General features: G+C 62.2%; 21 protein-coding genes. 6 read left to right on the forward strand and 15 right to left on the reverse strand.

The genetic code is table 11. The annotated features are described in order from the left end of the window. Nucleotides 1-70 precede the first annotated feature (70 nt). Complete coding sequence (locus ACYSTU_RS05315) at nucleotides 71-1,126, reverse strand: HAD family hydrolase (protein WP_024014685.1); 1,056 nt, start codon at nucleotides 1,124-1,126, stop codon at nucleotides 71-73. Between the two features lie 239 nt (nucleotides 1,127-1,365). Between ACYSTU_RS05315 and ACYSTU_RS05320 the strand changes: the two genes are divergently transcribed. Continuing rightward, a complete protein-coding gene (locus tag ACYSTU_RS05320) occupies nucleotides 1,366-2,757 on the forward strand; it encodes an L-cystine transporter (protein ID WP_217878970.1) in 1,392 nt (463 codons plus the stop codon). A gap of 108 nt (nucleotides 2,758-2,865) precedes the next feature. On the opposite strand, the gene ACYSTU_RS05325 is transcribed toward ACYSTU_RS05320, so the two are convergent. Next, entirely contained in the window at nucleotides 2,866-3,378 is a 513-nt protein-coding gene (locus ACYSTU_RS05325; RefSeq protein WP_264365904.1) for a dihydrofolate reductase, read from the reverse strand. A gap of 85 nt (nucleotides 3,379-3,463) precedes the next feature. On the opposite strand from ACYSTU_RS05325, the gene ACYSTU_RS05330 reads away from it, so the two are divergent. Beyond that, the gene (locus ACYSTU_RS05330) at nucleotides 3,464-4,837 is read left to right on the forward strand and encodes a DUF2868 domain-containing protein (protein WP_498996616.1); all 1,374 of its coding nucleotides are present in this window, start codon (nucleotides 3,464-3,466) and stop codon (nucleotides 4,835-4,837) included. Next, a complete protein-coding gene (locus ACYSTU_RS05335) occupies nucleotides 4,830-6,215 on the forward strand; it encodes a GTPase/DUF3482 domain-containing protein (protein ID WP_024014689.1) in 1,386 nt (461 codons plus the stop codon). The genes ACYSTU_RS05330 and ACYSTU_RS05335 overlap by 8 nt, the downstream gene beginning before the upstream one ends. 161 nt (nucleotides 6,216-6,376) lie before the next feature. On the opposite strand, the gene ACYSTU_RS05340 is transcribed toward ACYSTU_RS05335, so the two are convergent. From ACYSTU_RS05340 to ACYSTU_RS05370, 7 genes are all read right to left on the reverse strand, one after another. Continuing rightward, on the reverse strand, nucleotides 6,377-6,934 hold the full coding sequence (locus ACYSTU_RS05340; protein ID WP_136493130.1) for a phosphonate degradation HD-domain oxygenase: 558 nt from the start codon (nucleotides 6,932-6,934) through the stop codon (nucleotides 6,377-6,379). Next, a complete protein-coding gene (locus ACYSTU_RS05345; protein WP_136493131.1) occupies nucleotides 6,931-8,064 on the reverse strand; it encodes a TIGR03364 family FAD-dependent oxidoreductase in 1,134 nt (377 codons plus the stop codon). Before ACYSTU_RS05345 ends, ACYSTU_RS05340 begins: the two co-directional genes overlap by 4 nt. 118 nt (nucleotides 8,065-8,182) lie before the next feature. Beyond that, entirely contained in the window at nucleotides 8,183-9,208 is a 1,026-nt protein-coding gene (locus ACYSTU_RS05350) for a putative 2-aminoethylphosphonate ABC transporter substrate-binding protein (protein ID WP_130900350.1), read from the reverse strand. 37 nt (nucleotides 9,209-9,245) lie between these two features. Continuing rightward, nucleotides 9,246-10,970 carry a putative 2-aminoethylphosphonate ABC transporter permease subunit gene (locus ACYSTU_RS05355; RefSeq protein WP_498996623.1) on the reverse strand — a complete coding sequence of 575 codons (1,725 nt, stop codon included), beginning with the start codon at nucleotides 10,968-10,970 and terminating at the stop codon, nucleotides 9,246-9,248. Next, nucleotides 10,970-12,046: a putative 2-aminoethylphosphonate ABC transporter ATP-binding protein gene (locus tag ACYSTU_RS05360; RefSeq protein WP_498996625.1), complete on the reverse strand. Its 1,077-nt coding sequence runs from the start codon at nucleotides 12,044-12,046 to the stop codon at nucleotides 10,970-10,972. The genes ACYSTU_RS05355 and ACYSTU_RS05360 overlap by 1 nt, the downstream gene beginning before the upstream one ends. Before the next feature lie 221 nt (nucleotides 12,047-12,267). Then, complete coding sequence (locus ACYSTU_RS05365; protein ID WP_038861192.1) at nucleotides 12,268-13,131, reverse strand: LysR family transcriptional regulator; 864 nt, start codon at nucleotides 13,129-13,131, stop codon at nucleotides 12,268-12,270. A 13-nt stretch (nucleotides 13,132-13,144) separates the two neighbouring features. Beyond that, nucleotides 13,145-15,400, reverse strand: coding sequence for a heavy metal translocating P-type ATPase (locus ACYSTU_RS05370; protein WP_498996628.1), 2,256 nt, complete (start codon nucleotides 15,398-15,400; stop codon nucleotides 13,145-13,147). Nucleotides 15,401-15,484: 84 nt separating this feature from the next. Between ACYSTU_RS05370 and cadR the strand changes: the two genes are divergently transcribed. After that, on the forward strand, nucleotides 15,485-15,934 hold the full coding sequence (gene cadR, locus ACYSTU_RS05375; protein ID WP_016772685.1) for a Cd(II)/Pb(II)-responsive transcriptional regulator: 450 nt from the start codon (nucleotides 15,485-15,487) through the stop codon (nucleotides 15,932-15,934). Nucleotides 15,935-16,059: 125 nt separating this feature from the next. Here cadR and ACYSTU_RS05380 read toward each other — a convergent pair whose 3' ends face one another. From ACYSTU_RS05380 to ACYSTU_RS05390, 3 genes are all read right to left on the reverse strand, one after another. Continuing rightward, the gene (locus ACYSTU_RS05380; protein WP_498996630.1) at nucleotides 16,060-17,031 is read right to left on the reverse strand and encodes a thymidylate synthase; all 972 of its coding nucleotides are present in this window, start codon (nucleotides 17,029-17,031) and stop codon (nucleotides 16,060-16,062) included. A 50-nt stretch (nucleotides 17,032-17,081) separates the two neighbouring features. Next, nucleotides 17,082-17,897, reverse strand: a complete 816-nt coding sequence (lgt, locus tag ACYSTU_RS05385; protein ID WP_016772683.1) for a prolipoprotein diacylglyceryl transferase — start codon at nucleotides 17,895-17,897, stop codon at nucleotides 17,082-17,084. Nucleotides 17,898-17,976: 79 nt separating this feature from the next. Next, on the reverse strand, nucleotides 17,977-18,759 hold the full coding sequence (locus tag ACYSTU_RS05390) for a sulfite exporter TauE/SafE family protein (protein WP_016772682.1): 783 nt from the start codon (nucleotides 18,757-18,759) through the stop codon (nucleotides 17,977-17,979). Nucleotides 18,760-18,889: 130 nt separating this feature from the next. Between ACYSTU_RS05390 and ACYSTU_RS05395 the strand changes: the two genes are divergently transcribed. After that, nucleotides 18,890-19,636: an NRDE family protein gene (locus ACYSTU_RS05395; protein WP_217878976.1), complete on the forward strand. Its 747-nt coding sequence runs from the start codon at nucleotides 18,890-18,892 to the stop codon at nucleotides 19,634-19,636. 338 nt (nucleotides 19,637-19,974) lie between these two features. On the opposite strand, the gene ptsP is transcribed toward ACYSTU_RS05395, so the two are convergent. Together ptsP and ACYSTU_RS05405 are read right to left on the reverse strand one after the other, a co-directional pair. Next, complete coding sequence (gene ptsP / locus ACYSTU_RS05400) at nucleotides 19,975-22,254, reverse strand: phosphoenolpyruvate--protein phosphotransferase (protein ID WP_024014698.1); 2,280 nt, start codon at nucleotides 22,252-22,254, stop codon at nucleotides 19,975-19,977. A gap of 22 nt (nucleotides 22,255-22,276) precedes the next feature. Further along, on the reverse strand, nucleotides 22,277-22,756 hold the full coding sequence (locus ACYSTU_RS05405) for an RNA pyrophosphohydrolase (RefSeq protein ID WP_003229203.1): 480 nt from the start codon (nucleotides 22,754-22,756) through the stop codon (nucleotides 22,277-22,279). A 143-nt stretch (nucleotides 22,757-22,899) separates the two neighbouring features. Between ACYSTU_RS05405 and ACYSTU_RS05410 the strand changes: the two genes are divergently transcribed. Then, complete coding sequence (locus tag ACYSTU_RS05410) at nucleotides 22,900-23,556, forward strand: histidinol-phosphatase (RefSeq protein WP_130900345.1); 657 nt, start codon at nucleotides 22,900-22,902, stop codon at nucleotides 23,554-23,556. Between the two features lie 105 nt (nucleotides 23,557-23,661). Here ACYSTU_RS05410 and ACYSTU_RS05415 read toward each other — a convergent pair whose 3' ends face one another. Beyond that, a complete protein-coding gene (locus ACYSTU_RS05415; protein ID WP_498996634.1) occupies nucleotides 23,662-24,075 on the reverse strand; it encodes a DUF2269 family protein in 414 nt (137 codons plus the stop codon). Nucleotides 24,076-24,113: the final 38 nt, after the last annotated feature.

The raw sequence follows: 24,113 nt of genomic DNA on the forward strand, positions 1-24,113 counted from the left end.
GAGCGTGGGAACGATCCAAAACAAGATCAAAAGATCGCAGCCTTCGGCAGCTCCTACATGCGATCGTGGGTTACTGGATTTCTTCCGGCTTGACGATCACCCAGTTCTTGTCCGCGGTCACCGGCAAGCCTTCCTTGGCCTGCGCCGCTGCGTGTTTGGCCATCATGCCGTTTATTTGCGTCATGTACTTGTCCTTGCGGTTGATCCACAAGTGAATGCCGCCCTTGGCCACATCGACATCGTGGAACAGCATGTAACCGTCGCTCGTCGGGGTATCGCCGCCGACCAGTACCGGTTTTTTCCATTCATCGATGTAGGTGAGGATCGCCGCGTGCTTGCCGGCCATCCAGGTTGCCGGGGTCCACAGGTACGGCGTCAGCTCCAGGCCCAGGTTGGCCTTCTCGTCATATTTGCCGGCAGTGATCTGTTTGCGCGCGGTGGTCAGCTCGCCGGTCTTCTGATCCTTGAGCAGCAGTGAAACGCCAATGACGTTCTGCGGTTTGACGTTGTAGCCATACTTGGGATCCGCCGCGACCATACGCACCAGTTCCTCTGAAGCGGCGGTCATCACGTAGACCTCGATGCCGTTCTCCATCAGTTTGTTATACAGCTCCTGCTGGCCGGTGAAGATCTTCGGCGGATTGACGTCGAGTTTCTTCACCACATCGCCTTCGTAATACGTCGCCGGCACCGGTTTGCCCGAAGCCATCAGTTCGTCAACGTAGCCCTTGAGCTCCTTGAGGGTGAAGCCGGAGAACACCTGCGCCACCCATGGGTAGCAGACCATGTCGTCGACTTCGCAGAGCCGGTAGTAATAACTGAACAGGCTTTCCTTGTGCTCGGCGGTGTCCTTGAAGGGCATCAGTTTCAACGAGGGGTCGAGCTTGTCGCGGGTAATAAGGCCTTTGTTTTCCATGAACGGCAGCAAGGATTCTTCGAGGTCGTAGCGGTAACTGGTGTTGTCCATGTCGAACACGGCGTAATTACCCTTGTTGGCGTTGGCAGCGATCATCGCGTCCAGCGCCTTGGCCTGATCTGCCGGCCAATGCTTGAGGTCCGTGGCCAATGCCTGGCCGGCGAGGCCAGCCGCCAGTGCCACAGCCAACAACGTGCGTGCAATTTTCATAGCGCTACTCCCCGATGCAAAGAGTTCGACGCTAACAAATCAGTGTGACAACCCTCGCCTGTCAGCGACCGCTTGCGTCCCCTGCGCGTCAGTTGCATTGCCGACAGCGACACGCGCTTATTCCAAAAACGACGGACGCCCTGCCATTTCGGTATTAAATCATTGCAAATCAAGCTGTTAGGCTTTCCGGTTCGCAGCAGCCCCGGACGGCTGTTGGCACAGTCTTTACTGGAGTTCTCATGAATCTACCGTTGATTCTCAACCTGCTGGTGTTCCTCGCCTTGCTCTTCGGTCTGGCGCAAACCCGCCACACCACTTGGAGCCTGGCGAAAAAAGTCCTGCTTGCACTGGTTCTCGGCGTGGCGTTCGGCGTTGCGCTGCACACGATTTACGGTGCCGGCAACCCGGTGCTGAAAGCCTCGATCGGCTGGTTCGATCTGGTCGGCAACGGTTACGTGCAGTTGCTGCAAATGATCGTGATCCCGCTGGTGTTTGCTTCGATCCTCAGCGCCGTGGCACGCCTGCACAACGCTTCGTCGCTGGGCAAAATCAGTTTCCTGACCATCGGCACGCTGCTGTTCACCACCGCCATCGCGGCGCTGATCGGCATCGGCCTGACCAATTTGTTCGGCCTTACCGCTGAAGGTCTGGTCGCCGGCACTCAGGAAATGGCGCGCCTGCAAACCATTCAGAACGACTACGCCGGCAAGGTCGCCGACCTCAATGTGCCGCAATTGCTGCTGTCGTTCATTCCGCAGAACCCGTTCGCCGACCTGGCCCGGGCCAAGCCGACCTCGATCATCAGCGTAGTGATCTTCGCCGCGTTCCTTGGGGTTGCTGCGTTGCAGTTGCTCAAGGATGACGAGGAAAAAGGTCAAAAAGTGATCAACGCCATCGACACCCTGCAAGCCTGGGTGATGCGACTGGTGCGTCTGGTGATGAAGCTGACCCCGTACGGTGTGCTGGCGCTGATGACCAAAGTGGTCGCCGGTTCCAACCTGCAGGACATCATCAAGCTGGGCAGTTTCGTCGTGGTCTCGTATATCGGCCTGGGTCTGATGTTCGTCGTGCACGGCGTACTGGTGTCGGCCGCCGGGATCAACCCGCTGCGCTTCTTCCGCAAGATCTGGCCGGTGCTGACCTTCGCCTTCACCAGCCGCTCCAGCGCGGCGACCATTCCGCTGAGCATCGAAGCGCAGACCCGCCGCCTGGGTATTCCGTCGTCGGTCGCCAGTTTCGCTGCCTCATTCGGTGCGACCATCGGCCAGAACGGGTGTGCCGGCCTGTACCCGGCGATGTTGGCCGTGATGGTCGCGCCAACGGTCGGCATCAACCCGCTGGATCCGTTGTGGATTGCGACGCTGGTAGCGATTGTCACGTTGAGTTCGGCCGGTGTCGCCGGGGTCGGTGGCGGCGCGACGTTCGCCGCCCTGATCGTGCTCCCGGCGATGGGCTTGCCGGTGTCACTGGTGGCCCTGCTGATTTCGGTCGAGCCGCTGATCGATATGGGCCGCACCGCGTTGAACGTGAGTGGCTCGATTACCGCAGGGGCGATTACCAGTCAGGTCATGCAGCAGACGGATAAAGCGCTGCTGGATGCCGATGAACACGCAGAGTTGGCCCAGGCATAGTTTCAAAGGATCGTTCCCACGCTCTGCGTGGGAATGCAGCCCGTGACGCTCCGCGTCACTGGACGCGGAGCGTCCCCTGAGGCGTTACCACGCAGAGCGTGGGAACGATCACGCGCGCTCCCAGACTTCGAAGTTGTACGCGGGTTTATCTTCAACCGCCGGGTTTTCAACATTCGACACCAGCTTCCATTCGCTCAGATCAAACTCCGGAAACCACGCATCCCCTTCCGGGCTCAGCGCCACGCGGGTCAGGTACAGCCGATCGGCCTGCGCCAGTCCCTGCGCATACAACTGCGCGCCGCCAATCAGCATCAGTTCATCAACGCCCTGGGCCTTCGCCCATTCCTCGGCGCGGGCCACGGCGGCTTCCAGCGACGGATAGACCTCGGCGCCTTCGAGTTGCAGATCGGTCTGGCGGCTGATCACGATGTTCAAGCGCCCCGGCAGCGGCCGGCCGAGCGAATCCCAGGTCTTGCGACCCATGATGATCGGCTTGCCGAGCGTGGTCGCCTTGAAGTATTTGAAGTCCCCCGGCAGGTGCCAGGGCATGCTGTTGTCGACGCCGATCACGCGGTTTTCACCGAGGGCTGCGATCAGGCTGAGGGGCAGTGATTTAGTCATGCCGGCGAGGATACCAGAGCCGCGCTTACCCCGATAAGCGCCACAGCGGTTATGCTCAGCGCTCGATTTAGCGACGGGACGCCGCGTGACTGAACTGACTCCACTGCAAAACCTCTGGCTCACCGAAACCATCCGCCTGCGCGAAGAACACGCGGGGCCGCTGGATGATCTGGAAGCCAATCGTCTGGCCCGCGCCGCTGGCGGCGATCTGCCGAGCCGCATTGCGCGCCGGGCGCTATGGCTGGCCGAGCGTGACGGGCTGACCGCCGCGCTCAAGCACTGGCTGCAAGGCGCGCGTCTGGCGCTGGTGCTGTTGATGATTTTCGCCGTGCTCAGCGGCGCCGGCCTGGCTTTCGCCGCACTTGGCCAAACGCCGGTGAATGTGTTCTGGGCGCTGGGCAGTCTGCTCGGGATCAATCTGATTTTGCTGCTGAGTTGGGCGCTGGGCTTGATTTTCGCTGGCGAACACGGCGCCACCCTTGGGCGCTTGTGGCTGTGGCTCAGCGAAAAATTCGCCCGCGACGCCAAAGCCGCGCAACTGGCGCCGGCCCTGCTGTTGCTGCTGCAGCGCAAGAAACTCAACCGCTGGGCGCTCGGCGCGTTGGTCAATGGTCTGTGGCTGCTGGCGATGCTCAGCGCGCTGATTCTGTTGCTGACGCTGATGGCCACGCGGCGCTACGGCTTTGTCTGGGAAACCACAATCCTCGGTGCCGACACCTTTATCCATGTCACCCAGGCCCTTGGCTATCTGCCGTCGCTGCTCGGCTTCAACGTGCCGACCGAGGAAATGATCCGCGCCAGCGGCGCCGGCGCACTGGATATTGAAAGCGCACGACAAGCCTGGGCGACCTGGCTGGTCGGTGTGCTGGTGGTCTACGGCGTGCTGCCGCGCCTGCTGCTCGCGCTGTTCTGCCTGTGGCGCTGGAACCGCGGCAAAGCTGCGCTGCGCCTGGATCTGAACCTGCCCGGCTACGCGCAACTGCGCGAACGGTTGATGCCAACCAGCGAGCGCCTCGGCGTCAACGACCCGGAGCCGGCGCAACTGCATCGCGTCGAAAGCAACGTCGGCGAACTGGCCAGTGAAGGCGCGCTGCTGGTGGCGATCGAGTTGGACGAACAGCGTCCGTGGCCACCCGCGCTGCCGAAAAACGTCGGCAACGCGGGCATCCTCGACAGTCGCGAATCGCGGCACAAACTGCTCGAGCAACTCAGTCGCTTCCCGCCGGCGCGGCTGGCCATCGCCTGTGATCCGCGACGTTCGCCGGATCGCGGCAGCCTTGCGCTGATCGCCGAACTCGCGCGCAACGCTGGCGCCACTCGCATCTGGCTGCTGCAAGCGCCGCCTGGCGAAGCGCTGGACGGGCAACGTCTGGGTGACTGGCACGCGGCGCTGCAACAACTGAACCTGCCGTTTGCCGATTGCGCGCCGATGAACTGGCTGGAGAGCGGACATGACTGATGCACGCAAAGCCCCGCTGAAACTCGCGGTGGTCGGCCACACCAACGTCGGCAAGACCTCGCTGCTGCGCACGCTGACCCGCGATGTCGGCTTCGGCGAAGTCTCGCATCGGCCGAGTACCACCCGGCATGTCGAAGGCGCGCGGTTGTCGGTGGACGGCGAGCCGTTGCTCGATCTGTACGACACGCCGGGGCTGGAAGATGCCATCGCCCTGCTGGATTTTCTCGAGCGTCTGGAACGCCCCGGCGAACGCCTCGACGGCCCGGCACGACTGGCACGGTTTCTCGACGGCAGCGAGGCGCGCCAGCGGTTCGAACAGGAAGCCAAGGTACTGCGGCAATTGCTCGCTTCCGACGCTGGTCTGTATGTGATCGACGCCCGTGAACCGGTGCTGGCCAAGTATCGCGACGAACTGGAAGTGCTCGCCAGTTGCGGCAAACCGCTGCTGCCGGTGCTGAATTTCGTCAGCAGCGCCAACCATCGCGAACCCGATTGGCGCGAGGCGCTAGCGCGGTTGGGGCTGCATGCGCTGGTACGTTTCGACAGCGTCGCACCGCCCGAAGATGGCGAGCGGCGCTTGTACGAGAGCCTCGCCCTGCTTTTGGAAAACGCCCGGCCGCAACTGGAGCGGTTGATCGCCGACCAGCAGGCGCAGCGCCTCGCCCGTCAGCAAAGCGCCGCACGCCTGATTGCCGAATTGCTGATCGACTGCGCTGCGTGCCGGCGCAGTGTGGTCAGCGAAGCCGAGCAGGAACAGCAGGCGATCAGCGAGCTGCGCAAAGCCGTACGCCAGCGTGAGCAGAAGTGCGTTGAGGCGTTGCTCAAGCTCTACGCGTTTCGCCCGCAGGACGCGGCGGCCAGTGACTTGCCGTTGCTCGACGGGCGCTGGGGCGATGACCTGTTCAACCCGGAAACCCTGAAGCAACTGGGCGTGCGCGTCGGCGGTGGCATTGCTGCCGGTGCAGCGGCCGGGGCTGGGGTGGATTTGCTGGTCGGCGGGATTACCCTCGGCGCAGCAGCATTGGCCGGCGCGATTGCCGGCGGTGCGCTGCAAACCGCGCGCAGTTATGGCAGTCGCCTGCTCGGCAAGATCAAAGGCCAGCGGGAATTGACGGTGGATGACGCCGTGCTGCGCCTGTTGGCGTTGCGCCAGCGCCAGTTGTTGCTGGCACTCGATCAGCGCGGGCATGCGGCGATGGACAGCATTCAGGTGGCCACGCCTGTGGATAAAACCTGGCGCGAAGGCAAGTTGCCGGAAGCGCTGAACAAGGCGCGCGCGCATCCGCAGTGGTCGTCGCTCAATCCGCAGGCGAAGTTGAATCAGGCGGAAAGGCAGGAGCAGGTTGAGGCGTTGGTTGATCGGGTGCTTGAGCTTTAGATCGCTACCCCCTCACCCCAGCCCTCTCCCGGAGGGAGAGGGGGCCGACTGTGTTGCTCTTGGGTCATACACCGACCTGAGATATCCAGTCGAACTCAGGTTTGAAAAGCATGGAGATCAGCGCCCTCTCCCTCCGGGAGAGGCTGGGGTGAGGACTGCAATCACTCAGCCGACAACAATTTCTCAGCCTTGCGCTTTAACACACTCAGATTCACCAGCGGCACTGCAACCTCCTTCGCCAACTCATCCCAGCGCCGCATGCGCAAACTCAGCGCACACAACGGATCAGCCTCGAACGCATCCGCCTCAGCCTCGCTCATCACCCCGCCCTGATATTCCAGGGTGCGCCGACTCGCCTCACTCAACCGCGCGTAATAACCCGGCTCGCGTAACGTCAGATAGCGTTTGGCCTGAACGTGATATTCCACCAGTCGCGCCAGCCGTTCACTGAAACCTGCCTCACGCAGATAATCCGCACCGAGCCGTTCATGGCTGACCACGCCATAACCGCCCATGTTTTCCGCGCCCTCGGCACACAAATGGCCGATGTCATGAAAAAACGCCGCCAGCACCACTTCATCGTCACAGCCTTCAGCCATGGCCAGTTCTGCGGCCTGGGACATGTGCTCGAGTTGCGACACCGGTTCGCCGATGTAATCGCTGGCGCCGAAGCGTTCATACAGGCCGAACACCCGGGCGATCACCTGTTCGTGATTCATGCCTCCTCCAGTAACTGCGCGATGTTGCGTTCGGCCAGCGCCGGGCCGACGCTCATGCCGACGCCGGTGTGCATCAGCGCCACGCTCAGGCCCGGTGCCGGGCGCAGGAAAGAAAACGGCCCTGGCCCCCGAGAACCATAGACGCCCTGCCAGCGTTCGACCACTTGCACCTGGCAGCCCAGCGTCTGCTCGGCAAGTTCGAGCATCCAATTGTCGACCTGTTCGGCGTTGAACGGTGACGCATCGCTGCCGTAATGATGCGAATCGCCAATGATCAGTTCGCCATACGGCGTCGGGCTGATCAGCAGGTGAATGCCGTTGGCGTGCAGGTGCGGTTGCTCACGGATGATCTGCGCCTGCACCGCTGCGGCTTGCGGCAAATCGGCGAAGGCGCCGTAGTGCACGCAGCTCAGGCCGGTGAGCACGGCGTGTTGCAGGTTCAACTCGATGCTTGGTCTGGCCCGCAGCATTTGCAAACGACAGATCTGCGGATTGAGCGCAGCAATCGGCTCGGCCAGCAGGGTCTGATAATCGTGGCCGGAGCAGACGATGATCTGCTTGCCGGTAAAACTGCCGGCGGTGCTGTGCAGACGCCCCGGTTCGACGTCGCGCACCAGCGTGGAAAAGTGAAACTCGACACCGAGGTCACGGCGCAAGTAGTCGATCAGCGCGGGAATCGCTTCGCGCGAGTACAACTGCTGATCATCGATACCGTGCAGCGCGGCGCGGTGATGGCTGAACTGGCCGCCATACAGATCACGCAACGCCGCGCCGCGCAGCAGCTCGACGTTGTAGCCGTGCTCGATCGCGCGGCCGGCGCAAAAGGCTTCGAGCAGGTGTTCTTCGGCCTCGCTGCGGGCGAACAGGTATGAGCCGTTGCGCTTGACCTGCAGGCCGGCAAGTTGCGCCCAGTCGCCCCAGATATCGCGGCTGGCCTTGGCCAGTTCGAGCATGATGCCGGGCGGCTGACCGGTGACCAGCGCCTGGCCGAAGTTGCGCACCGAAGCGCCGAGGGGCGTGGCGGTGCGTTCGAATACCGCGACTTTCAGGCCGCGTTTGGCGGCGGCATAGGCGTGGGACAGACCGAGGATGCCGGCGCCGATGATGAGCAGGTCTTTGGGTTGTGTCATGTAGAGGTGCTCTGAATGAGAAACCGCTTTCGCGAGCAGGCTCGCTCCCACAGGGGACAGCATTGCAACTGTGGGAGCGAGCCTGCTCGCGAAGGGGCCTTGTCAGTCGATAAAGATCTTACTTGGCGACAACTTTCTCGGACTTGCCGTCATACCGCTTGCGCCATTCGGCCAGGATCTCGTCGCGATTCTTCGAGGCCCAGGCAAAGTCGTTCTTGATCAGACGCTGCTCATAGTCGGCCGGCAATTCGGTCTGCGGCTTGGCGATACCCGGCTGCGCGAGCACTGCGAAGTTTTCCTTGTACAGATCCATCGCCTCGGCGCTGGCGGAGAAATCGGCGAGTTTCTTCGCCGCTTCTTCATGCGGTGTGCCTTTGATCACCGCCGTCGCTTCGATCTCCCAGCCCAGACCTTCCTTCGGCAGGATGATATCCAGCGGCGCGCCCTGGCGTTTCAACTGTACGGCTGGATATTCAAAGGAAATCCCGATCGGAAACTCCCCCGCCGCCGCCAGCTTGCAAGGCTTGGAACCGGAGTGGACGTACTGGCCGATGTTCTGGTGCAGGCCGTCCATATACGCCCAGCCCTGCTTCTCGCCGAAGGTTTGCAGCCAGGCGCTGACGTCGAGGAAACCAGTGCCGGACGACGCCGGGTTGGGCATGACGATCTTGCCCTTGTACTCAGGCTTGGTCAGATCCTGCCAACTGACCGGTTTGCTCAGCCCCTGCTTCTCGGCTTCGACAGTGTTGAAGCAAATGGTCGCGGCCCAGACGTCCATGCCGACCCAGGCTGGCGGGTTGGCGGCGTCGCGGTAGTTCGCGCCGATCTTGCCGAGATCCTTCGGTGCATAGCTTTGCAGCATGCCTTGCTGGTCGAGAATCGCCAGGCTCGACGCGGCCAGGCCCCACACCGCGTCAGCCTGCGGACGAGCCTTTTCGGCGAGCAGTTTGGCGGTGATGATCCCGGTGGAATCGCGCACCCATTTGATCTCGACGTCCGGGTTGGCCTTTTCGAAAGCGTCCTTGTAGGACTTCAGCTGTTCGGCTTCGAGTGCGGTGTACACCGTCAACTCGGTTTTTGCCGCGAAGGCATTCAGGCTGAAAGTCGCGAGCACAGCAGCGGCCAGGGCCATAGGCTTGAACATGAGCGTTTTCCTGTAGATGAGTTGATCGGGTTTGCAATCAGTGACCTGGCGCGGTTTGCCGCCAGGCCTGGGAACGGCGCAACAGGCCGCGCGAAGCCCACGCCAGCAGCAGCGACACGCCGGCCGAAGTGAACAGAATCAGGGTCGACATCGCCGCCGCACCGCCGACGTTGCCGGCGTCGTCCATGTTCAGTACCGCCACCGCCGCAAGGATGGTGTCGGGGCTGTAGAGGAAGATCGCGGCGGAAACCGTGGTCATTGCCGAGACGAATAGGTAGCGCACGATGTCCAGCAACGCCGGCAGGCAGATCGGCACGGTCACGCGCAGGTAATGCCGGTACAGCGGCGCCTTCAGCGACAGCGCCGCCGCTTCAAACTCGGCGTCGAGCTGGCGCAGCGCGGTGGTCGCGGTCATTTGTGCGGTGGTCAGGTAGTGCGCAATGGTGCAGACGATCAGCAGCGTCATCGTCCCGTACAGCACGTGCAGCGGATTGCCGCTGAGGTTGAAGAAGAAAACGTAACCCAGGCCCAGCACCAGCCCCGGCACCGCCATCGGCACGAAGCTGAGCATGCGCAAAGCCAGGTTCAAGCCGCGCTGGGTGCGGGTTTTCTCCATCAGATAGGCGCCAGTGAAAATCAGCACGCTGCCAATCAGCGCGGTGCCCAGCGCCATTTTCAGACTGTTGCTGTAGGCGAGCCAGCCACCGCCGGCGGTCTCGTTGAACTGATAGTGGTTGAGCGACAGCGACAGGTTGTACGGCCAGAACTTCACCAGCGACGAGAACACCGCCATGCCGAACACCAGCAGCAGCGCGGCGCAAATCAGCAAAACGATCGCCAGATAGCAGCCGTCGCGCATTTTCGACGGCAGCGGTTTGAACACCTGCGCGCGCCCGCTCATGGAGTCGCCATGGCGGCGACGCAACCACGCATCGACACCGAAACTGAACAGCGCCGGCAGCAACAGCACCATGCCGATCAACGCGCCGCGACCGAATTGCTGCTGGCCGACCACGGCTTTGTAGGCTTCCAGCGCCAACACTTGATAGTCGCCACCGACCACCACCGGCACACCGAAATCGGTGATGGTCAGGGTGAACACCAGACAGAACGCAGCGAACACCGCCTGGCGGGTCGCCGGCCAGGTGATGCTGCGAAACGCCTTGGCCGGACTGGCGCCCATGCTCGATGCGGCATCGAACAGACGTGCATCGGCCAGCGACAATGCCGAGAGCAAAATCATCAGCGCATGGGGGAAGGTGTAGATCACCTCGCCCAGCACAATGCCCCAGAAGCCATAGATATTGTCCGAGAGCAGCCCACGCAGCATGCCCTGGTTGCCGAACAGATAGACCAGCGCAATTCCCGGCAGCATCGACGGCGCCATCAGCGGCAGCAGCGAGATCCCGCGCCAGATGCCTTTGCCCGGAATCAGCGTGCGTTGCAGCGCGTAGGCAAACAGGTAGGCCAGCGGTACGACAATGGCCGCCACGCTGAGGGACACTTTCAGGCTGTTGCCGAGCAGCCAATGGAAATTGGCACTGGTCACCAACTCCTTCGCCGCGAGCCAGCCACCGCCCTGCCCGGCGTCATTGCTGAAACCGCGCCAGAAGATCGCCAGCAACGGCAGCAGCACCGCGAGGCCGAGCAACACCAGCAGGAGGATTTTGCCGCCGAGCACGAACAGGCGATCGCCGATCTCGGCTTTCGAGGACTGTCGCACCTGCTTGTGCGGTAGCGGCAGCGCGAGGTTGCTGTTCATCAGGCGAACACCTGCAAACTGCGCGGCGGCAAGGCGACCATGATCTGCTGGGCGCCGAGGCGCGGCATGGCTTCTGGCGCGAGCTCGGCGAGCAGCGCATGGCCTGGCAGTTGATCGAGTTCGAAGCTCATCCGGCAGCGGTTGCCGAGAAAAGTGATTTCGCGAACCCTGGCCGGGAACAGGTTCTCTTCGTGCACCAGCGGGTTGACGTTGATCGCCTCCGGGCGGCAGAACAGTCGACCCGAAGCGCCGTGTACGCTGCCCTCGGCCAGGCGCAGATTCATCCCACCGACCCGGGCGTGACTGTCGCTGCTGCGCTGAAACGGCAGCCAGTTGCCCTGGCCGACAAACTCGGCCACGAACGGCGTGGCCGGGCGGTTGTAGATTTCCTGCGGCGTGGTGTACTGCTCGACGCGGCCGTTGTTCATCACCGCGATGCGATCGGCCATCAGCATCGCTTCGTCCTGATTGTGCGTGACCATCAGCGTGGTGATGCCGAGGTTGCGTTGCAGCTGACGCAGCTCGGTGCACAGATGCTCGCGCACCCGCGCGTCGAGGGCCGACATCGGTTCGTCGAGCAACAGCAGCGACGGCGCCGGCGCCAATGCGCGAGCGAGCGCTACTCGCTGTTGCTGACCGCCGGACAATTGGCCTGGATACTTTTTCTCACTGCCGCTGAGGCCGACCAGTTCCAGCATCTGACCGACACGCCGGCGCACTTCATCGCGCCCGCTGCCGGCGAGGCCGTAGGCAATGTTCGCCTCGACCGTCAGATTGGGAAACAACGCGTAGGACTGGAACAGAATCCCGTAATCCCGCGCTTGCGGGGCAAGATGCGAGACATCGCGATCGCCCAGATACAACTCGCCGCTGTCCTGCTGCTCCAGCCCGGCAATGCAGCGCAGCAGCGTGGTCTTGCCACAGCCCGACGGGCCGAGCAGGCACACCAGTTCGCCGGCGGCGACATCGAGGGAGACGTTGTCCAGCGCAGTGAACGCACCGAAACGCTTGTGCACGCCGCGCACTTTCATCGGCGCGCCGGGGTTGGTCAGGGCAGTTGCGATGGCAGGATTCATGGACGGACCTCAGCAAACGGATGAGGCCAATCCTAGAGTTGTAATGCGTCCGTCATGTGGCAGCGAGGCAAAAACCGCTGATAGTGGTATTCGAGGATTTTGGTTCACTGCAGATCGTTCCCACGCTCTGCGTGGGAATGCCTCATCGGACGCTCCGCGTTCGGCTTTTGGGACGCAGAGCGTCCCGGGCTGCATTCCCACGCGGAGCGTGGGAACGATCATTACGCAGGAGACATCTCTTGGGCCAGGCCAAGAAACGCCGCGGGCAACCGCGCGCCCTTTCTTTCCTTCAGGCAATACAGATACTCCGGAATCTGCGGCGCATTCTCGATGGTCAGCACCCTCAGTTGCGGATCATGCGGCACCTCCTGCCGCGCAATGATGCTGATGCCGATATTGCGCAGCACCGCCTCACGAATCGACTCGCGGCTGCCGATCTCCAGCAACGGCCCGAAGCTGACCCCGGCGCTGGCCAGCAACTCTTCGGTCAAGCGCCGAGTAGTCGAACCCGGCTCGCGCATCAACAACGTATGCCCGGCCAGCGCGTTCAGCGTCACATGTTCCTGCGCCGCCAACGGATGATTGCGATGCACCGCCAGCACCAGCGGATCGGTGCCGAGTACCCGGCGAATCAGCCGCGCATCGTCGAGCAACTGCGACGAGGCCGCGACATCCACGCGGTAATCCTCCAGCGCTTCCAGCACCTGCTGCGAGTTGCCGATTTCCACCGACACTTCCACCTGCGGCAAACGCTCGCGGAAGGTCTTCACCAGATCGAGGATGTAATACGGCGCCGTCGCGGCAATACGCAGCGTGCCCTGCACTTGCCCGCTATTGCGCAGGAAAAACTCGATGTCCGCCTCTTGCTGCAACAGGGTCTTGACCATCGGCAGCAGCCGCGCGCCTTCGTCACTGACGCTTAAACGGCGCCCGCCACGGTAGAACAACTCCACCGAATACTGACTCTCCAGATTGCGGATCTGCGTGGTCACGGTCGGTTGGCTGAGGCCGAGCTTTTTCGCCGCCAGCGTGATGCTGCCCAGGCGGGCGACCATGTAAAACGCTTTCAGCTCGGCACTCAGCACACTCTTTCCTCATCTATTTGCGCAGCAGGCGCAAACCGTTGAACACCACCAGCAGGCTCACACCCATATCGGCAAACACCGCCATCCACATGGTGGCGAGCCCGGCGAAGGTTACCGCAAGAAAGATCGCCTTGATCACCAGCGCCAGTGCGATGTTCTGTTTGAGGATGCTCGCGGTGTTGCGCGACAGGCTGATGAACGCAGGGATCTTGCGCAGATCGTCGTCCATCAGGGCGACATCGGCGGTTTCGATCGCCGTGTCGGTGCCGGCGGCGGCCATGGCGAAACCGATCTCGGCACGGGCCAATGCCGGGGCATCGTTGATGCCGTCGCCGACCATGCCGACCCGGTGGCCCTGCTTGTACAGATCTTCAATGGCTTGCAGCTTGTCGGTCGGCAGCAAATCGCCGCGCGCCTCGTCGATCCCGACCTGGGCGGCAATCGCTTGCGCGGTGTGGACGTTATCGCCGGTCAGCATCAGGGTTTTCACCCCGAGTTCATGCAACTGACGAATCGCTTCGCGGCTGGTTTCCTTGACCGTGTCGGCCACGGCGAACAGTGCCAAGGGTCCTGCGCTGTCGAGCAGCAGCACCACGGATTTGCCCTGCTTTTCCAGCGCGAACAGCTTCTCTTCCAGCTGCGGTGAGCACAGGCCAAGTTCTTCGACCAGACGATGGTTGCCCAAGTGATAAGTCTGGCCGTTGATGTCACCTTTGACGCCCCGCCCGCCCAACGCGGCGAAGTTACCCACAGTCAGCGCGGCGAAGTTTTTATCCACAGCAGCATTGGCAATCGCCAGCGACACCGGGTGATCGGAGCGCCCGGCCAGCGCGGCAGCGATGGCCGGCGCGCTGGCATCGGCTGTCGGATCGAGCGACAGGTAATCGGTCTGCACCGGTTTGCCGTGGGTGATCGTGCCGGTCTTGTCCAGCGCCAGATAATCGAGCTTGAAGCCGCCTTCCAGATACACGCCGCCCTTGACCAGAATGCCCTTGCGCGCCGCCGCCGCGAGGCCACTGACGATGGTCACCGGGGTGGAAATCACCAGTGCGCACGGGCAGGCAACCACCAGCAACACCAGCGCGCGGTAGATCCAGTCGAACCACGCCGCGCCCATGAACAACGGCGGGATGATCGCCACGGCCAAGGCGAAGACGAACACCGCCGGGGTGTAGATTTTCGAGAATTGGTCAACGAAACGCTGGGTCGGCGCCCGTGCGCCCTGGGCCTGTTCGACGGCGTGAATGATCCGCGCTAGGGTCGAATTGTTCGCCGCAGCGGTCACCGTATATTCCAGCGAACCGGCCTGGTTGATGGTGCCAGCGAAGACTTTATCGCCGACAGTTTTTTCCACCGGCAGGCTTTCACCGGTTATCGGCGCCTGGTCGATGGTCGAGCTGCCGCTGACCACCGCGCCGTCCAGGGCGATGCGCTCGCCGGGTTTTACCCGCACGCGCGCGCCGAGATCGACGCTTTTCACCTCTTGTTCGCGCCAGTTGCCGTCAGCCTGCAAGACCGTCGCCTGCTCCGGCGTCATCTGCATCAAGCCGCTGATTGCGTTGCGCGCTCGGTCCAGCGAGCGTGCTTCGATCAACTCGGCGACGGTGAAGAGGAACATCACCATCGCCGCTTCCGGCCACTGGCCGATGAGGATCGCGCCAGTCACCGCAATGCTCATCAGCGCATTGATGTTGAGGTTGCGGTTCTTCAGGGCGATCCAGCCCTTTTTATAGGTGCCGAGGCCGCCGCTGAGGATCGACACCAGCGCAACAATCGCCACCACCCAATCCGGTGCGGCGCTGGTGAAATGAATGACTTCGGCGCCCAGCGCGGTCAGGCCGGACAGCGTCAGTGGCCACCAGTGTTTTTTCACCGCAGCCGGGGCCGGCGCGTCGACACCCGCCTCGAGTGGCTCGGCGTGCATGCCGAGGGATTTGATCGCGTCGGTAATCGGCTCGGTGCCCGGCAGATTATGGGTCACTCCAAGCACGCGGTTGATCAGGTTGAATTCCAGCTGCTGCACGCCGGCCAGTTTGCCGAGTTTGTTCTGGATCAGCGTCTGCTCGGTCGGGCAGTCCATCGCCTCGATGCGGAAGCTGCTCAGGCGCGCGTCGGCGCTGGTCTTTTCGCTCAATTGCACCCGCGCAGGTGCGGCGGCTTTTGACGAGCAGCAGGCATCGCCGCCATGCGCATGTTTATGCACGGGCTGCAATTTATGACTGTGATCGTGTCCGTCGCCGGGCTTGTGGGTGTGCAGGGAATCGCTCATTGGTCGCGTCCATGAAGGTGCCTGTTGCCAAGTAAAGACCCTGTAGCCACTATAGGGTCAAGCACCCTTTTGGAGATGGCCGTCATGAAGATCGGCGAACTGGCGAAACTCACCGACTGTGCGGTGGAAACCATCCGCTACTACGAGCGCGAAAACCTCCTGCCGGAACCGGCGCGCAGCGACGGTAACTATCGCGTCTACACCCAAGCCCACGCCGAACGCCTGACCTTCATCCGCAACTGCCGCACCCTCGACATGACCCTCGAAGAAATCCGCAGCCTCCTCGCCCTGCGCGACAGCCCGCAGGATCAGTGCGAGAGCGTCAATGCGCTGATCGACGAACATATTCAGCATGTGAAGGCGCGAATTGATGGGTTATTGGCGTTGCAGACACAACTGCTCGACCTGCGCCAACGCTGTGGCGAAGGGCCGGAGGCGGATCAATGCGGGATCTTGCAGCGGCTGGAGGTGAGTGGCGGGGTTGTCGCGACCGAAGTTGAACATTCCCACGTCGGCCGTAGCCACGGCCATTGAGCCCAACACACAACCAAATGTGGGAGCGAGCCTGCTCGCGAAAGCGGTGTATCAGTCGACACATCTGTGACTGACACGCCCTCTTCGCGAGCAGGCTCGCTCCCACAGGGATATTGCGGTGTGGTTTAGACCGCCATCGGCGCGGTCATCGGCGGATGGTGCTCATAGCCTTCCAGCGAGAAGTCGCTCGGCTCGACCAATTCCAGCCACTCCGGCTGATATACACCGGTCTTGGCAAACTCCGGCACGCGGTCGGAGATCTTCAGTTTCGGCATGGCAAACGGCTCGCGCTGGAGCTGTTCGTTGAGCATGTCCAGGTGGTTCTCGTAGACGTGCGCATCGCCGATGAAATAGGTGAACCAGCGCGGCGTGTAGCCGGTCAGGCGCCCGATCAGGCTCAGCAACGCGGCGCCCTCGGTGAGGTTGAACGGCGTACCCAGGCCCAGATCGTTGGAACGGATGTAGAGCGTCAGAGAAATCTCTTTGGTCTCGACGTTCGGATGGAACTGGTACAGCAGATGGCATGGCGGCAGGGCCATTTCATCGAGCTGGGCGCAGTTCCAGCCGTGGAACAGAATGCGCCGGCTGCCCGGATCCTTGATGATCGTGTCGACGCACTGGCGCACCTGATCGATCGCCTTGTACAGCACGACGTAGGCCTGGCCGTCTTCTTCGCCCTGAGCGATCTGCTTGTAGCCGTTGGCCAGGGTTTGTTCAATGGCGGCGGTGTTGCTCAGCGGGATCTGCTTGTACGCCGGCCATTTGCGCCATTGCACGCCGTAGATTTCACCGAGGTCGTCGTCGCCCTGACGGAACGGGTTGGCCAGCCATTGCGCGTTTTCGTTGGCATTCTGGTCCCAGACCTTGCAGCCCAGTGCGCGGAATTCAGCGGCGTTGTTCACGCCACGCAGAAAGCCGCACATCTCGCCGATGGCCGATTTGAAAGCCATTTTGCGCGTGGTGATCGCCGGGAAACCTTCCTGCAGATCGAAACGCAGCATCGCTCCCGGAAAACTGATGGTGTTGATGCCGGTGCGGTTGGCCTGTTTGGTGCCGTTCTGAATGACGTGCGAGACCAGTTCGAGATATTGCTTCATGAGTTACCTGTGTCCTTGGAGCCCCGGCGTCGCGCGCCGGGGTTCGTAGTTTAAGCCGTCGGCGCGAGCGGTGCTGCCGGGGCGCGACGATAGGCCAGCCAGATCAGCAACAGCCCGCCGACAATCATCGGCACGCAGAGCACCTGACCCATGGTCAGCCAGTTCCACGCCAGATAGCCCAACTGCGCATCAGGCACGCGGACAAACTCGACGATGAAACGGAAGATGCCGTAGAACAGCGCGAACATGCCGGAGACCGCCATGGTCGGACGCGGTTTACGCGAGAAGATCCACAGGATCAGGAACAGCGCCACGCCTTCGAGGGCGAACTGGTACAGCTGCGACGGGTGACGCGGCAACTGCGCCGGATCGCTGAACGGCGGGAACACCATCGCCCATGGCACGTCGGTGGCCTTGCCCCACAACTCGGCGTTGATGAAGTTGCCGATGCGCCCGGCGCCCAGGCCGATCGGCACCATCGGCGCGACGAAGTCCATCAGCTGGAAGAACGACTTGCCATTGCGCTTGCCGAACCACAAGGCCGCGAGCATCACGCCGATGAATCCGCCGTGGAACGACATGCCGCCCTTCCATACTTCGAAAATCAGCGTCGGGTTGGCCAGGTACGCGCTCAGATCATAGAACAGCACGTAACCCAGACGGCCGCCGACGATCACGCCCATCGATAGCCAGAACACCAGATCGGAGAGTTTCTCCTTGGTCCAGGTCGGGTCGAAGCGGTTGAGCCGGCGCGACGCCAACAGCCACGCGCCGCCGATGCCGATCAGGTACATCAGACCGTACCAGTGGATTTTCAGCGGACCGATGGCCAGGGCCACCGGGTCGATCTGCGGGTAAGGCAGCATTGCGACTCCTTGTTAGAGTTGAAAGCGAAATTCCCGGGCGACGCTGCCACCTCAGGATTAAGCCAGGATTGCCACGCGGTCAGAGCAGAAAGCTCAGACCCACGCAGAACAGCAAAGCGGCGAACAGCCTTTTCAGCAAGCGCGGCGACAACCTGTGTGCCAGACGCGCGCCGAGCCGGGCGAAGACCATGCTGGTCAGGGCGATGCCCAACAATGCCGGCAAATACACAAAACCGAGACTATGGGCCGGCAACAACGGATCGTGCCACCCCAGAATCATGAAACTTGCTGCACTGGCCAGAGCGATCGGCAGGCCACAGGCCGACGAGGTCGCCACCGCCTGCTGCATCGGCACGCTGCGCCAGGTCAGAAACGGCACGGTCAGCGAGCCGCCACCAATGCCGAAAATCGCCGAGGCCCAGCCAATCACCGTACCGGCGGCAGTCAGACCGAGTTTGCCCGGCACCGTTCGGCTGGCCTTGGGTTTGACGTCCAGCGCCAGTTGCACGGCGATCACCAGAGCGAACACGCCGATGATCTTTTGCAGGTTCGGCCCGGAGATGGCTTCTGCGGTCAGCGCCCCGAAACCGGCACCGAGCAGGATACCCACGGTCATCCAGCGAAAAATCGCCCAGCGCACCGCGCCGCGACGGTGATGTTCACGCACGGCGTTGACCGAGGTGAAGATGATCGTCGCCAGCGAAGTCCCTACCGCCAAGTGCGTAAGAATCGACTGATCGAAGCCCTGCAAAGTGAAGCTGAACACCAGCACCGGGACGATGATGATCCCGCCGCCGACGCCAAACAGCCCGGCGAGCACGCCCGCACAGGCGCCGAGCGCCAGGTAGAGCAGAAATTCCATGACCGTCTCCAGCACGCATCGGCAAAACAGGAGCGGCATGTTAACGGATGCGCAGCCTTCTGCTCCACTGGCGATGGATGCACGGACGCCGGATGCGTAGAGTGGGCAAAAAACACGCAAGGACCACCTTATGTGCCTGATTGTTTTCGCCTGGCGCCCGGACCATGCCCAGCCGCTGATCGTCGCGGCCAACCGCGACGAGTTCTACGCCCGCCCCAGCCTGCCATTGGCGCCGTGGGCGGAAGCTCCGCATGTGCACGCCGGGCGCGATCTTGAAGCCGGCGGCACCTGGTTGGGGATCGGCGCCAACGGACGCTTCGCCGCGCTGACCAATATTCGCGATCCACAGCAGCCACCGGCGACCAAATCCCGGGGCGAGCTGGTGGCGCGGTTTCTTGCTAGTGATCTGTCGATTGATGATTATTTGAGCGATGTGGTGGCTCGTGCCGCCGAATATGCCGGGTTCAATCTGCTGCTGGGCAATGCCCATGAGTTGTGGCACTTCAATGCGCGGGCGTCAGAGCCGGTGATGTTGCAGCCCGGGGTTTATGGTTTATCCAACGCGGGGCTGGATACGCCTTGGCCGAAACTGCTCAAGGCCAGGGCGGCGTTGAGCGCGGTGCTGGACGATCCGCAGCCTGAGCGATTGCTGGCCTTGCTGAGCGATGCGCAGACCGCACCCGAGGCGGAGTTGCCGGATACCGGGGTAGGCATGGCGACGGAGTCGTTGTTGTCGAGCGTGTTTATTGCCAGCCAGAGCTATGGGACCCGAGCGAGTACAGCGTTGATCGTACAAGCGGACGGCACGCGGCGGATGGTAGAGCGCAGTTTTGGGCCGTATGGCGGGCATCTCGGGGAAGTTGAGGTTTGTGTCTAACAGCAGCCCCTCACCCCAGCCCTCTCCCGGAGGGAGAGGGGGCCGACCGAAGTGTCTTGCGGTATACATCGACCTGAAAGATCGAGTCGATTATGGATTCAGCAAAGCACTTACAGGTCAACGGAGTTCTGCAGCATCCCCCAATCAGTCCCCTCTCCCTCTGGGAGAAGGGGCCGACCGAGGTGTCTTGCGGTATACATCGACCTGAAAGATCGAGTCGATTATGGATTCAGCAAAGCACTTACAGGTCGACGGAGTTCTGCAGCATCCCCCAAAGTCCCCTCTCCCTCTGGGCGGTCCGACGTTTCGGGAGGGCTAGGGTGAGGGGCTTTTGATCTTTAGAGAGCCTTGGTCACCACCGGCGAATTCATCTTGGCCAACCCGAGATTCTTCAGCGCCAGTTGCAGCGAGCTGTGGATAACCTGCGGGTTATCGATCTTCATCAGTTCCGCCAGCATCTCCTGCGCCTTGCTCAGGTTCACCTGACGCAACATCCACTTCACCTTCGGCAGGTTGGTGGCGTTCATCGACAGGCTGTCGAAACCCATCGCCATCAACAGCACCGCCGCCGCCGGATCACCAGCCATCTCGCCGCAGATACTCACTGGTTTGCCTTCGGCATGGGCGTCAGTGACGACGGTTTGCAGGGCTTGCAGCACCGCCGGGTGCAGATAGTCGTAGAGGTCGGCGACGCGCGGGTTGTTGCGGTCTACCGCCAGCAGATACTGGGTCAGGTCGTTGGAGCCGACGGAGAGGAAGTCGACCATCCGCGCCAGTTCCTTGGTCTGGTACACCGCTGCCGGGATTTCGATCATCACGCCGATCGGCGGCATCGGCACGTCGGTGCCTTCGTCGCGCACTTCGCCCCAAGCGCGATGGATCAGGTGCAGGGCTTCCTCGAGTTCGTGGGTGCCGGAGATCATCGGCAGCAGAATCCGCAGGTTGTTCAGGCCTTCGCTGGCCTTGAGCATCGCGCGGGTCTGCACGAGGAAGATTTCCGGGTGGTCGAGGGTGACGCGGATACCGCGCCAGCCGAGGAACGGGTTGTCTTCCTTGATCGGGAAGTACGACAGCGATTTGTCACCGCCGATGTCGAGGCTGCGCATGGTCACCGGTTGCGGGTGGAACGCGGCGAGCTGTTCGCGGTAGATCGCCAGCTGTTCCTTCTCGCTCGGGAAGCGCTGGTTGATCATGAACGGCACTTCGGTGCGGTACAGGCCGACCCCTTCGGCGCCACGCTTCTGCGCCCGCGCCACATCGGCGAGCAGGCCGGTATTGACCCACAGTGGCATGCGGTGGCCATCGAGGGTCACGCACGGCAGGTCGCGCAGGGTGTCGAGGCCCAGCGCCAGCTGTTTCTCTTCTTCGACGACTTCGGCGAACTGCTTGCGCAGTACTTCGCTCGGGTTGGTGTAGACCTCGCCACGGGTGCCGTCGACGATCATTTCGATGCCGTCGACCTTGGCGTACGGCAGGTCGACCAGGCCCATCACCGTCGGAATGCCCATGGCCCGGGCCAGAATCGCGACGTGAGAGTTACCGGAACCGAGTACCGAGACCAGACCGACCAGCGTGCCTTCCGGCACCTCGCCGAGCATCGCCGGCGTCAGCTCTTCGCTGACCAGAATGGTTTTTTCCGGGTAGACCAGATTCTGCTGACGCTCTTCCTGCAGATAGGCGAGCAGACGGCGGCCAAGGTCTTTGACGTCCGAGGCGCGCTCGCGCAGGTAGGCGTCGTCCATCAGTTCGAAACGGTTGACGTGCTCAGTGACCACCTGACGCAGGGCGCCCTGAGCCCACTGCCCCGTCTTGATCACCGTGGTGATTTCGCTGCCCAGCGAGGCATCGTCGAGCATCATCAGGTAGACGTCGAACAACGCGCGCTCTTCCGGGCGCAACTGGGTCGCGAGTTTGGCGGACAAGGCGCGCATGTCGGCGCGCACGCCTTCGATGGCAGTCTTGAACAGCGCCAGCTCAGCGTTGATGTCGGTGATGGTCTTGTCCGGCACCACGTCCAGGTCCGCCGGCGGCAGCATGACCACGGCGGTACCGACGGCAGCACCCGGCGAACCCGGCACGCCGACGAACTTGGCTTCCTGAATGCCCTTGCCCTGCCGGCCCAGACCACGGATCGAACCGGTGGCCTCGGCGTGGGCGATCACGCCGGCGAGCTGCGCGCTCATGGTCACGAGGAAGGCTTCTTCACCTTCGTCGAACTGGCGGCGTTCTTTCTGCTGGATGACCAACACGCCGACGACGCGGCGGTGGTGGATGATCGGTGCACCGAGGAACGAGGCGTAACGCTCTTCACCGGTTTCGGCGAAATAGCGATAGCGCGGGTGAACCGACGCGTTTTCCAGGTTCAGGGGTTCTTCACGCGTGCCGACCAGACCGACCAGACCCTCGTTGGGGGCCATGCTGACCTTGCCGATCGAGCGCTTGTTCAAGCCCTCGGTGGCCATCAGGACGAAGCGATTGGTTTCCGGATCAAGCAGGTAGACCGAGCAGACCTGGCTGCCCATGGCCTCTTTGACGCGCAACACAATAATCCCCAACGCCGCCTTGAGATCCTTGGCGGAGTTAACTTCCTGGACGATCTTGCGCAGCGTATTGAGCATGGCTCGGGGTCGAACTCCGTCGTCAGTCGCGCGCTAAAAGGCGCGGGGCAAGCTCTTTGAGAGCGCGTCGATACACCTCGCGCTTGAATGTCACCACCTGGCCCAACGGATACCAATAGCTGACCCAGCGCCAGCCATCGAACTCCGGTTTACCGGTCAGATCCATCCGCACCCGCTGCTCGTTGGAGATCAGGCGCAGGAGAAACCATTTCTGTTTCTGGCCGATGCACAGCGGTTGGCTGTGGGTACGCACCAGGCGTTGCGGCAAACGATAGCGCAACCAGCCTCGGGTACAGGCCAGTATTTCAACATCTTCACGTTCCAGGCCAACTTCTTCGTTCAGCTCGCGGTACAAGGCGTCTTCCGGCGTCTCCTCGGGGTTGATCCCCCCTTGCGGAAACTGCCAGGCGTCCTGATTGATACGGCGAGCCCATAGCACCTGGCCGGCGTCATTCGTCAGAATGATCCCGACATTGGGGCGGAAACCATCGGGGTCGATCACGGCAACAACCTCGCAAACGCATGTCGCCGCATTGTTCCACAAAGCTTGATGAGGCGGCAACGAAGGTTCCTACCTTATGTGCACTCTTGTGAAAAGACCGTATTCTTGTCGCCTTTTTACTGACTTTTCAGCGGGTAACTGCAATGCGCCTGGCTTTATTCGATTTGGACAACACCCTTCTGGGCGGCGACAGCGATCACGCCTGGGGCGATTATCTGTGCGAGCGCGGCTTCCTCGACCCGATCGCCTACAAGGCGCGCAACGACGAGTTCTATCAGGATTACCTGGCCGGCAAGCTCGACAACGCTGCCTACCTGAACTTCTGCCTGGAAATTCTCGGCCGCACCGAAATGGCCGTACTCGACGCCTGGCATAGCGATTACATGCGCGACTGCATTGAGCCGATCGTGCTGCCCAAGGCACTGGAGCTGCTGAAAAAACACCGCGATGCCGGCGACAAACTGGTGATCATTACCGCCACCAACCGCTTCGTCACGGCGCCGATCGCCGTGCGCCTGGGCGTGGAAACCCTGATCGCCACCGAATGCGAGATGATCGACGGCCGCTACAGCGGGCGCAGCACCGACATTCCGTGTTTCCGTGAAGGCAAGGTCACGCGCCTGAATCGCTGGCTGGAAGAGACCGGGCATTCGCTTGAGGACAGCTATTTCTATAGTGATTCGATGAATGATCTGCCGTTGCTGGAGCAGGTGGCGAATCCGGTGGCGGTGGATCCTGATCCGAATCTGCGGGCCGAAGCCGAGAAGCGTGGCTGGCCGGTGATTTCGTTGCGCGACTGATATCGCCTTCGCGAGCAGGCTCGCTCCCACACTGGATCTGTGTCATTGGCAAATCTCCTGTGGGAGCGAGCCTGCTCGCGAATGGAGGCGATAAGGTCTCCAGCCTTAAACCGGCTTGGCCCCCATCAACGCCGCTATGGCGACAAATCCGACGCCGCTGACAATCGCCAGGGCCAGATTGAACTTGCGATTGCCCACCCCACTGGTCCAAAGCCGATCCAGCCGGACCAGCAGCCAGACCGCGCTGAGCGTGGCCACGGCGTAGATCACGCTGGACCCCAGAATCCATAATTGGCCCAATGGCCAGCCCACCAGGTGTACCAGCCACCAGCCAGTGAAAGGCATGCTGAGCATGCCGATCAGCATCAGACACCAGATGAACAGCCACGGACGGCGCATCGTACTGGCCGGGCCTTCGCTGCGATTACGCCAGGTCAGGGCGGCGAGCCCCAGCCCGCTCACGAGGATGACCACGGTCGCCGCGACGTGGAGGACTTTCAGGGTGGTCAGGGTTTCCATGTCGTTCTCTTCCGTAGATCCATGCCCATCAGCGTAGC

This window comes from Pseudomonas glycinis, from assembly GCF_054871425.1.

Coding starts and splice junctions, on each gene's coding strand:
- ACYSTU_RS05380 (WP_498996630.1), bottom strand. CDS start 17,031: ATGAAGCAATATCTCGAACTGGTCTCGCACGTCATTCAGAACGGCACC.
- ACYSTU_RS05325 (WP_264365904.1), bottom strand. CDS start 3,378: ATGACTAAATCACTGCCCCTCAGCCTGATCGCAGCCCTCGGTGAAAAC.
- ACYSTU_RS05315 (WP_024014685.1), bottom strand. CDS start 1,126: ATGAAAATTGCACGCACGTTGTTGGCTGTGGCACTGGCGGCTGGCCTC.
- ACYSTU_RS05370 (WP_498996628.1), bottom strand. CDS start 15,400: ATGAGCGATTCCCTGCACACCCACAAGCCCGGCGACGGACACGATCAC.
- ACYSTU_RS05360 (WP_498996625.1), bottom strand. CDS start 12,046: ATGAATCCTGCCATCGCAACTGCCCTGACCAACCCCGGCGCGCCGATG.
- ACYSTU_RS05340 (WP_136493130.1), bottom strand. CDS start 6,934: ATGAATCACGAACAGGTGATCGCCCGGGTGTTCGGCCTGTATGAACGC.
- ACYSTU_RS05320 (WP_217878970.1), top strand. CDS start 1,366: ATGAATCTACCGTTGATTCTCAACCTGCTGGTGTTCCTCGCCTTGCTC.
- lgt (WP_016772683.1), bottom strand. CDS start 17,897: ATGCTGCCTTACCCGCAGATCGACCCGGTGGCCCTGGCCATCGGTCCG.
- ACYSTU_RS05350 (WP_130900350.1), bottom strand. CDS start 9,208: ATGTTCAAGCCTATGGCCCTGGCCGCTGCTGTGCTCGCGACTTTCAGC.
- ACYSTU_RS05335 (WP_024014689.1), top strand. CDS start 4,830: ATGACTGATGCACGCAAAGCCCCGCTGAAACTCGCGGTGGTCGGCCAC.
- cadR (WP_016772685.1), top strand. CDS start 15,485: ATGAAGATCGGCGAACTGGCGAAACTCACCGACTGTGCGGTGGAAACC.
- ACYSTU_RS05410 (WP_130900345.1), top strand. CDS start 22,900: ATGCGCCTGGCTTTATTCGATTTGGACAACACCCTTCTGGGCGGCGAC.
- ACYSTU_RS05390 (WP_016772682.1), bottom strand. CDS start 18,759: ATGGAATTTCTGCTCTACCTGGCGCTCGGCGCCTGTGCGGGCGTGCTC.
- ACYSTU_RS05345 (WP_136493131.1), bottom strand. CDS start 8,064: ATGACACAACCCAAAGACCTGCTCATCATCGGCGCCGGCATCCTCGGT.
- ACYSTU_RS05355 (WP_498996623.1), bottom strand. CDS start 10,970: ATGAACAGCAACCTCGCGCTGCCGCTACCGCACAAGCAGGTGCGACAG.
- ptsP (WP_024014698.1), bottom strand. CDS start 22,254: ATGCTCAATACGCTGCGCAAGATCGTCCAGGAAGTTAACTCCGCCAAG.
- ACYSTU_RS05415 (WP_498996634.1), bottom strand. CDS start 24,075: ATGGAAACCCTGACCACCCTGAAAGTCCTCCACGTCGCGGCGACCGTG.
- ACYSTU_RS05395 (WP_217878976.1), top strand. CDS start 18,890: ATGTGCCTGATTGTTTTCGCCTGGCGCCCGGACCATGCCCAGCCGCTG.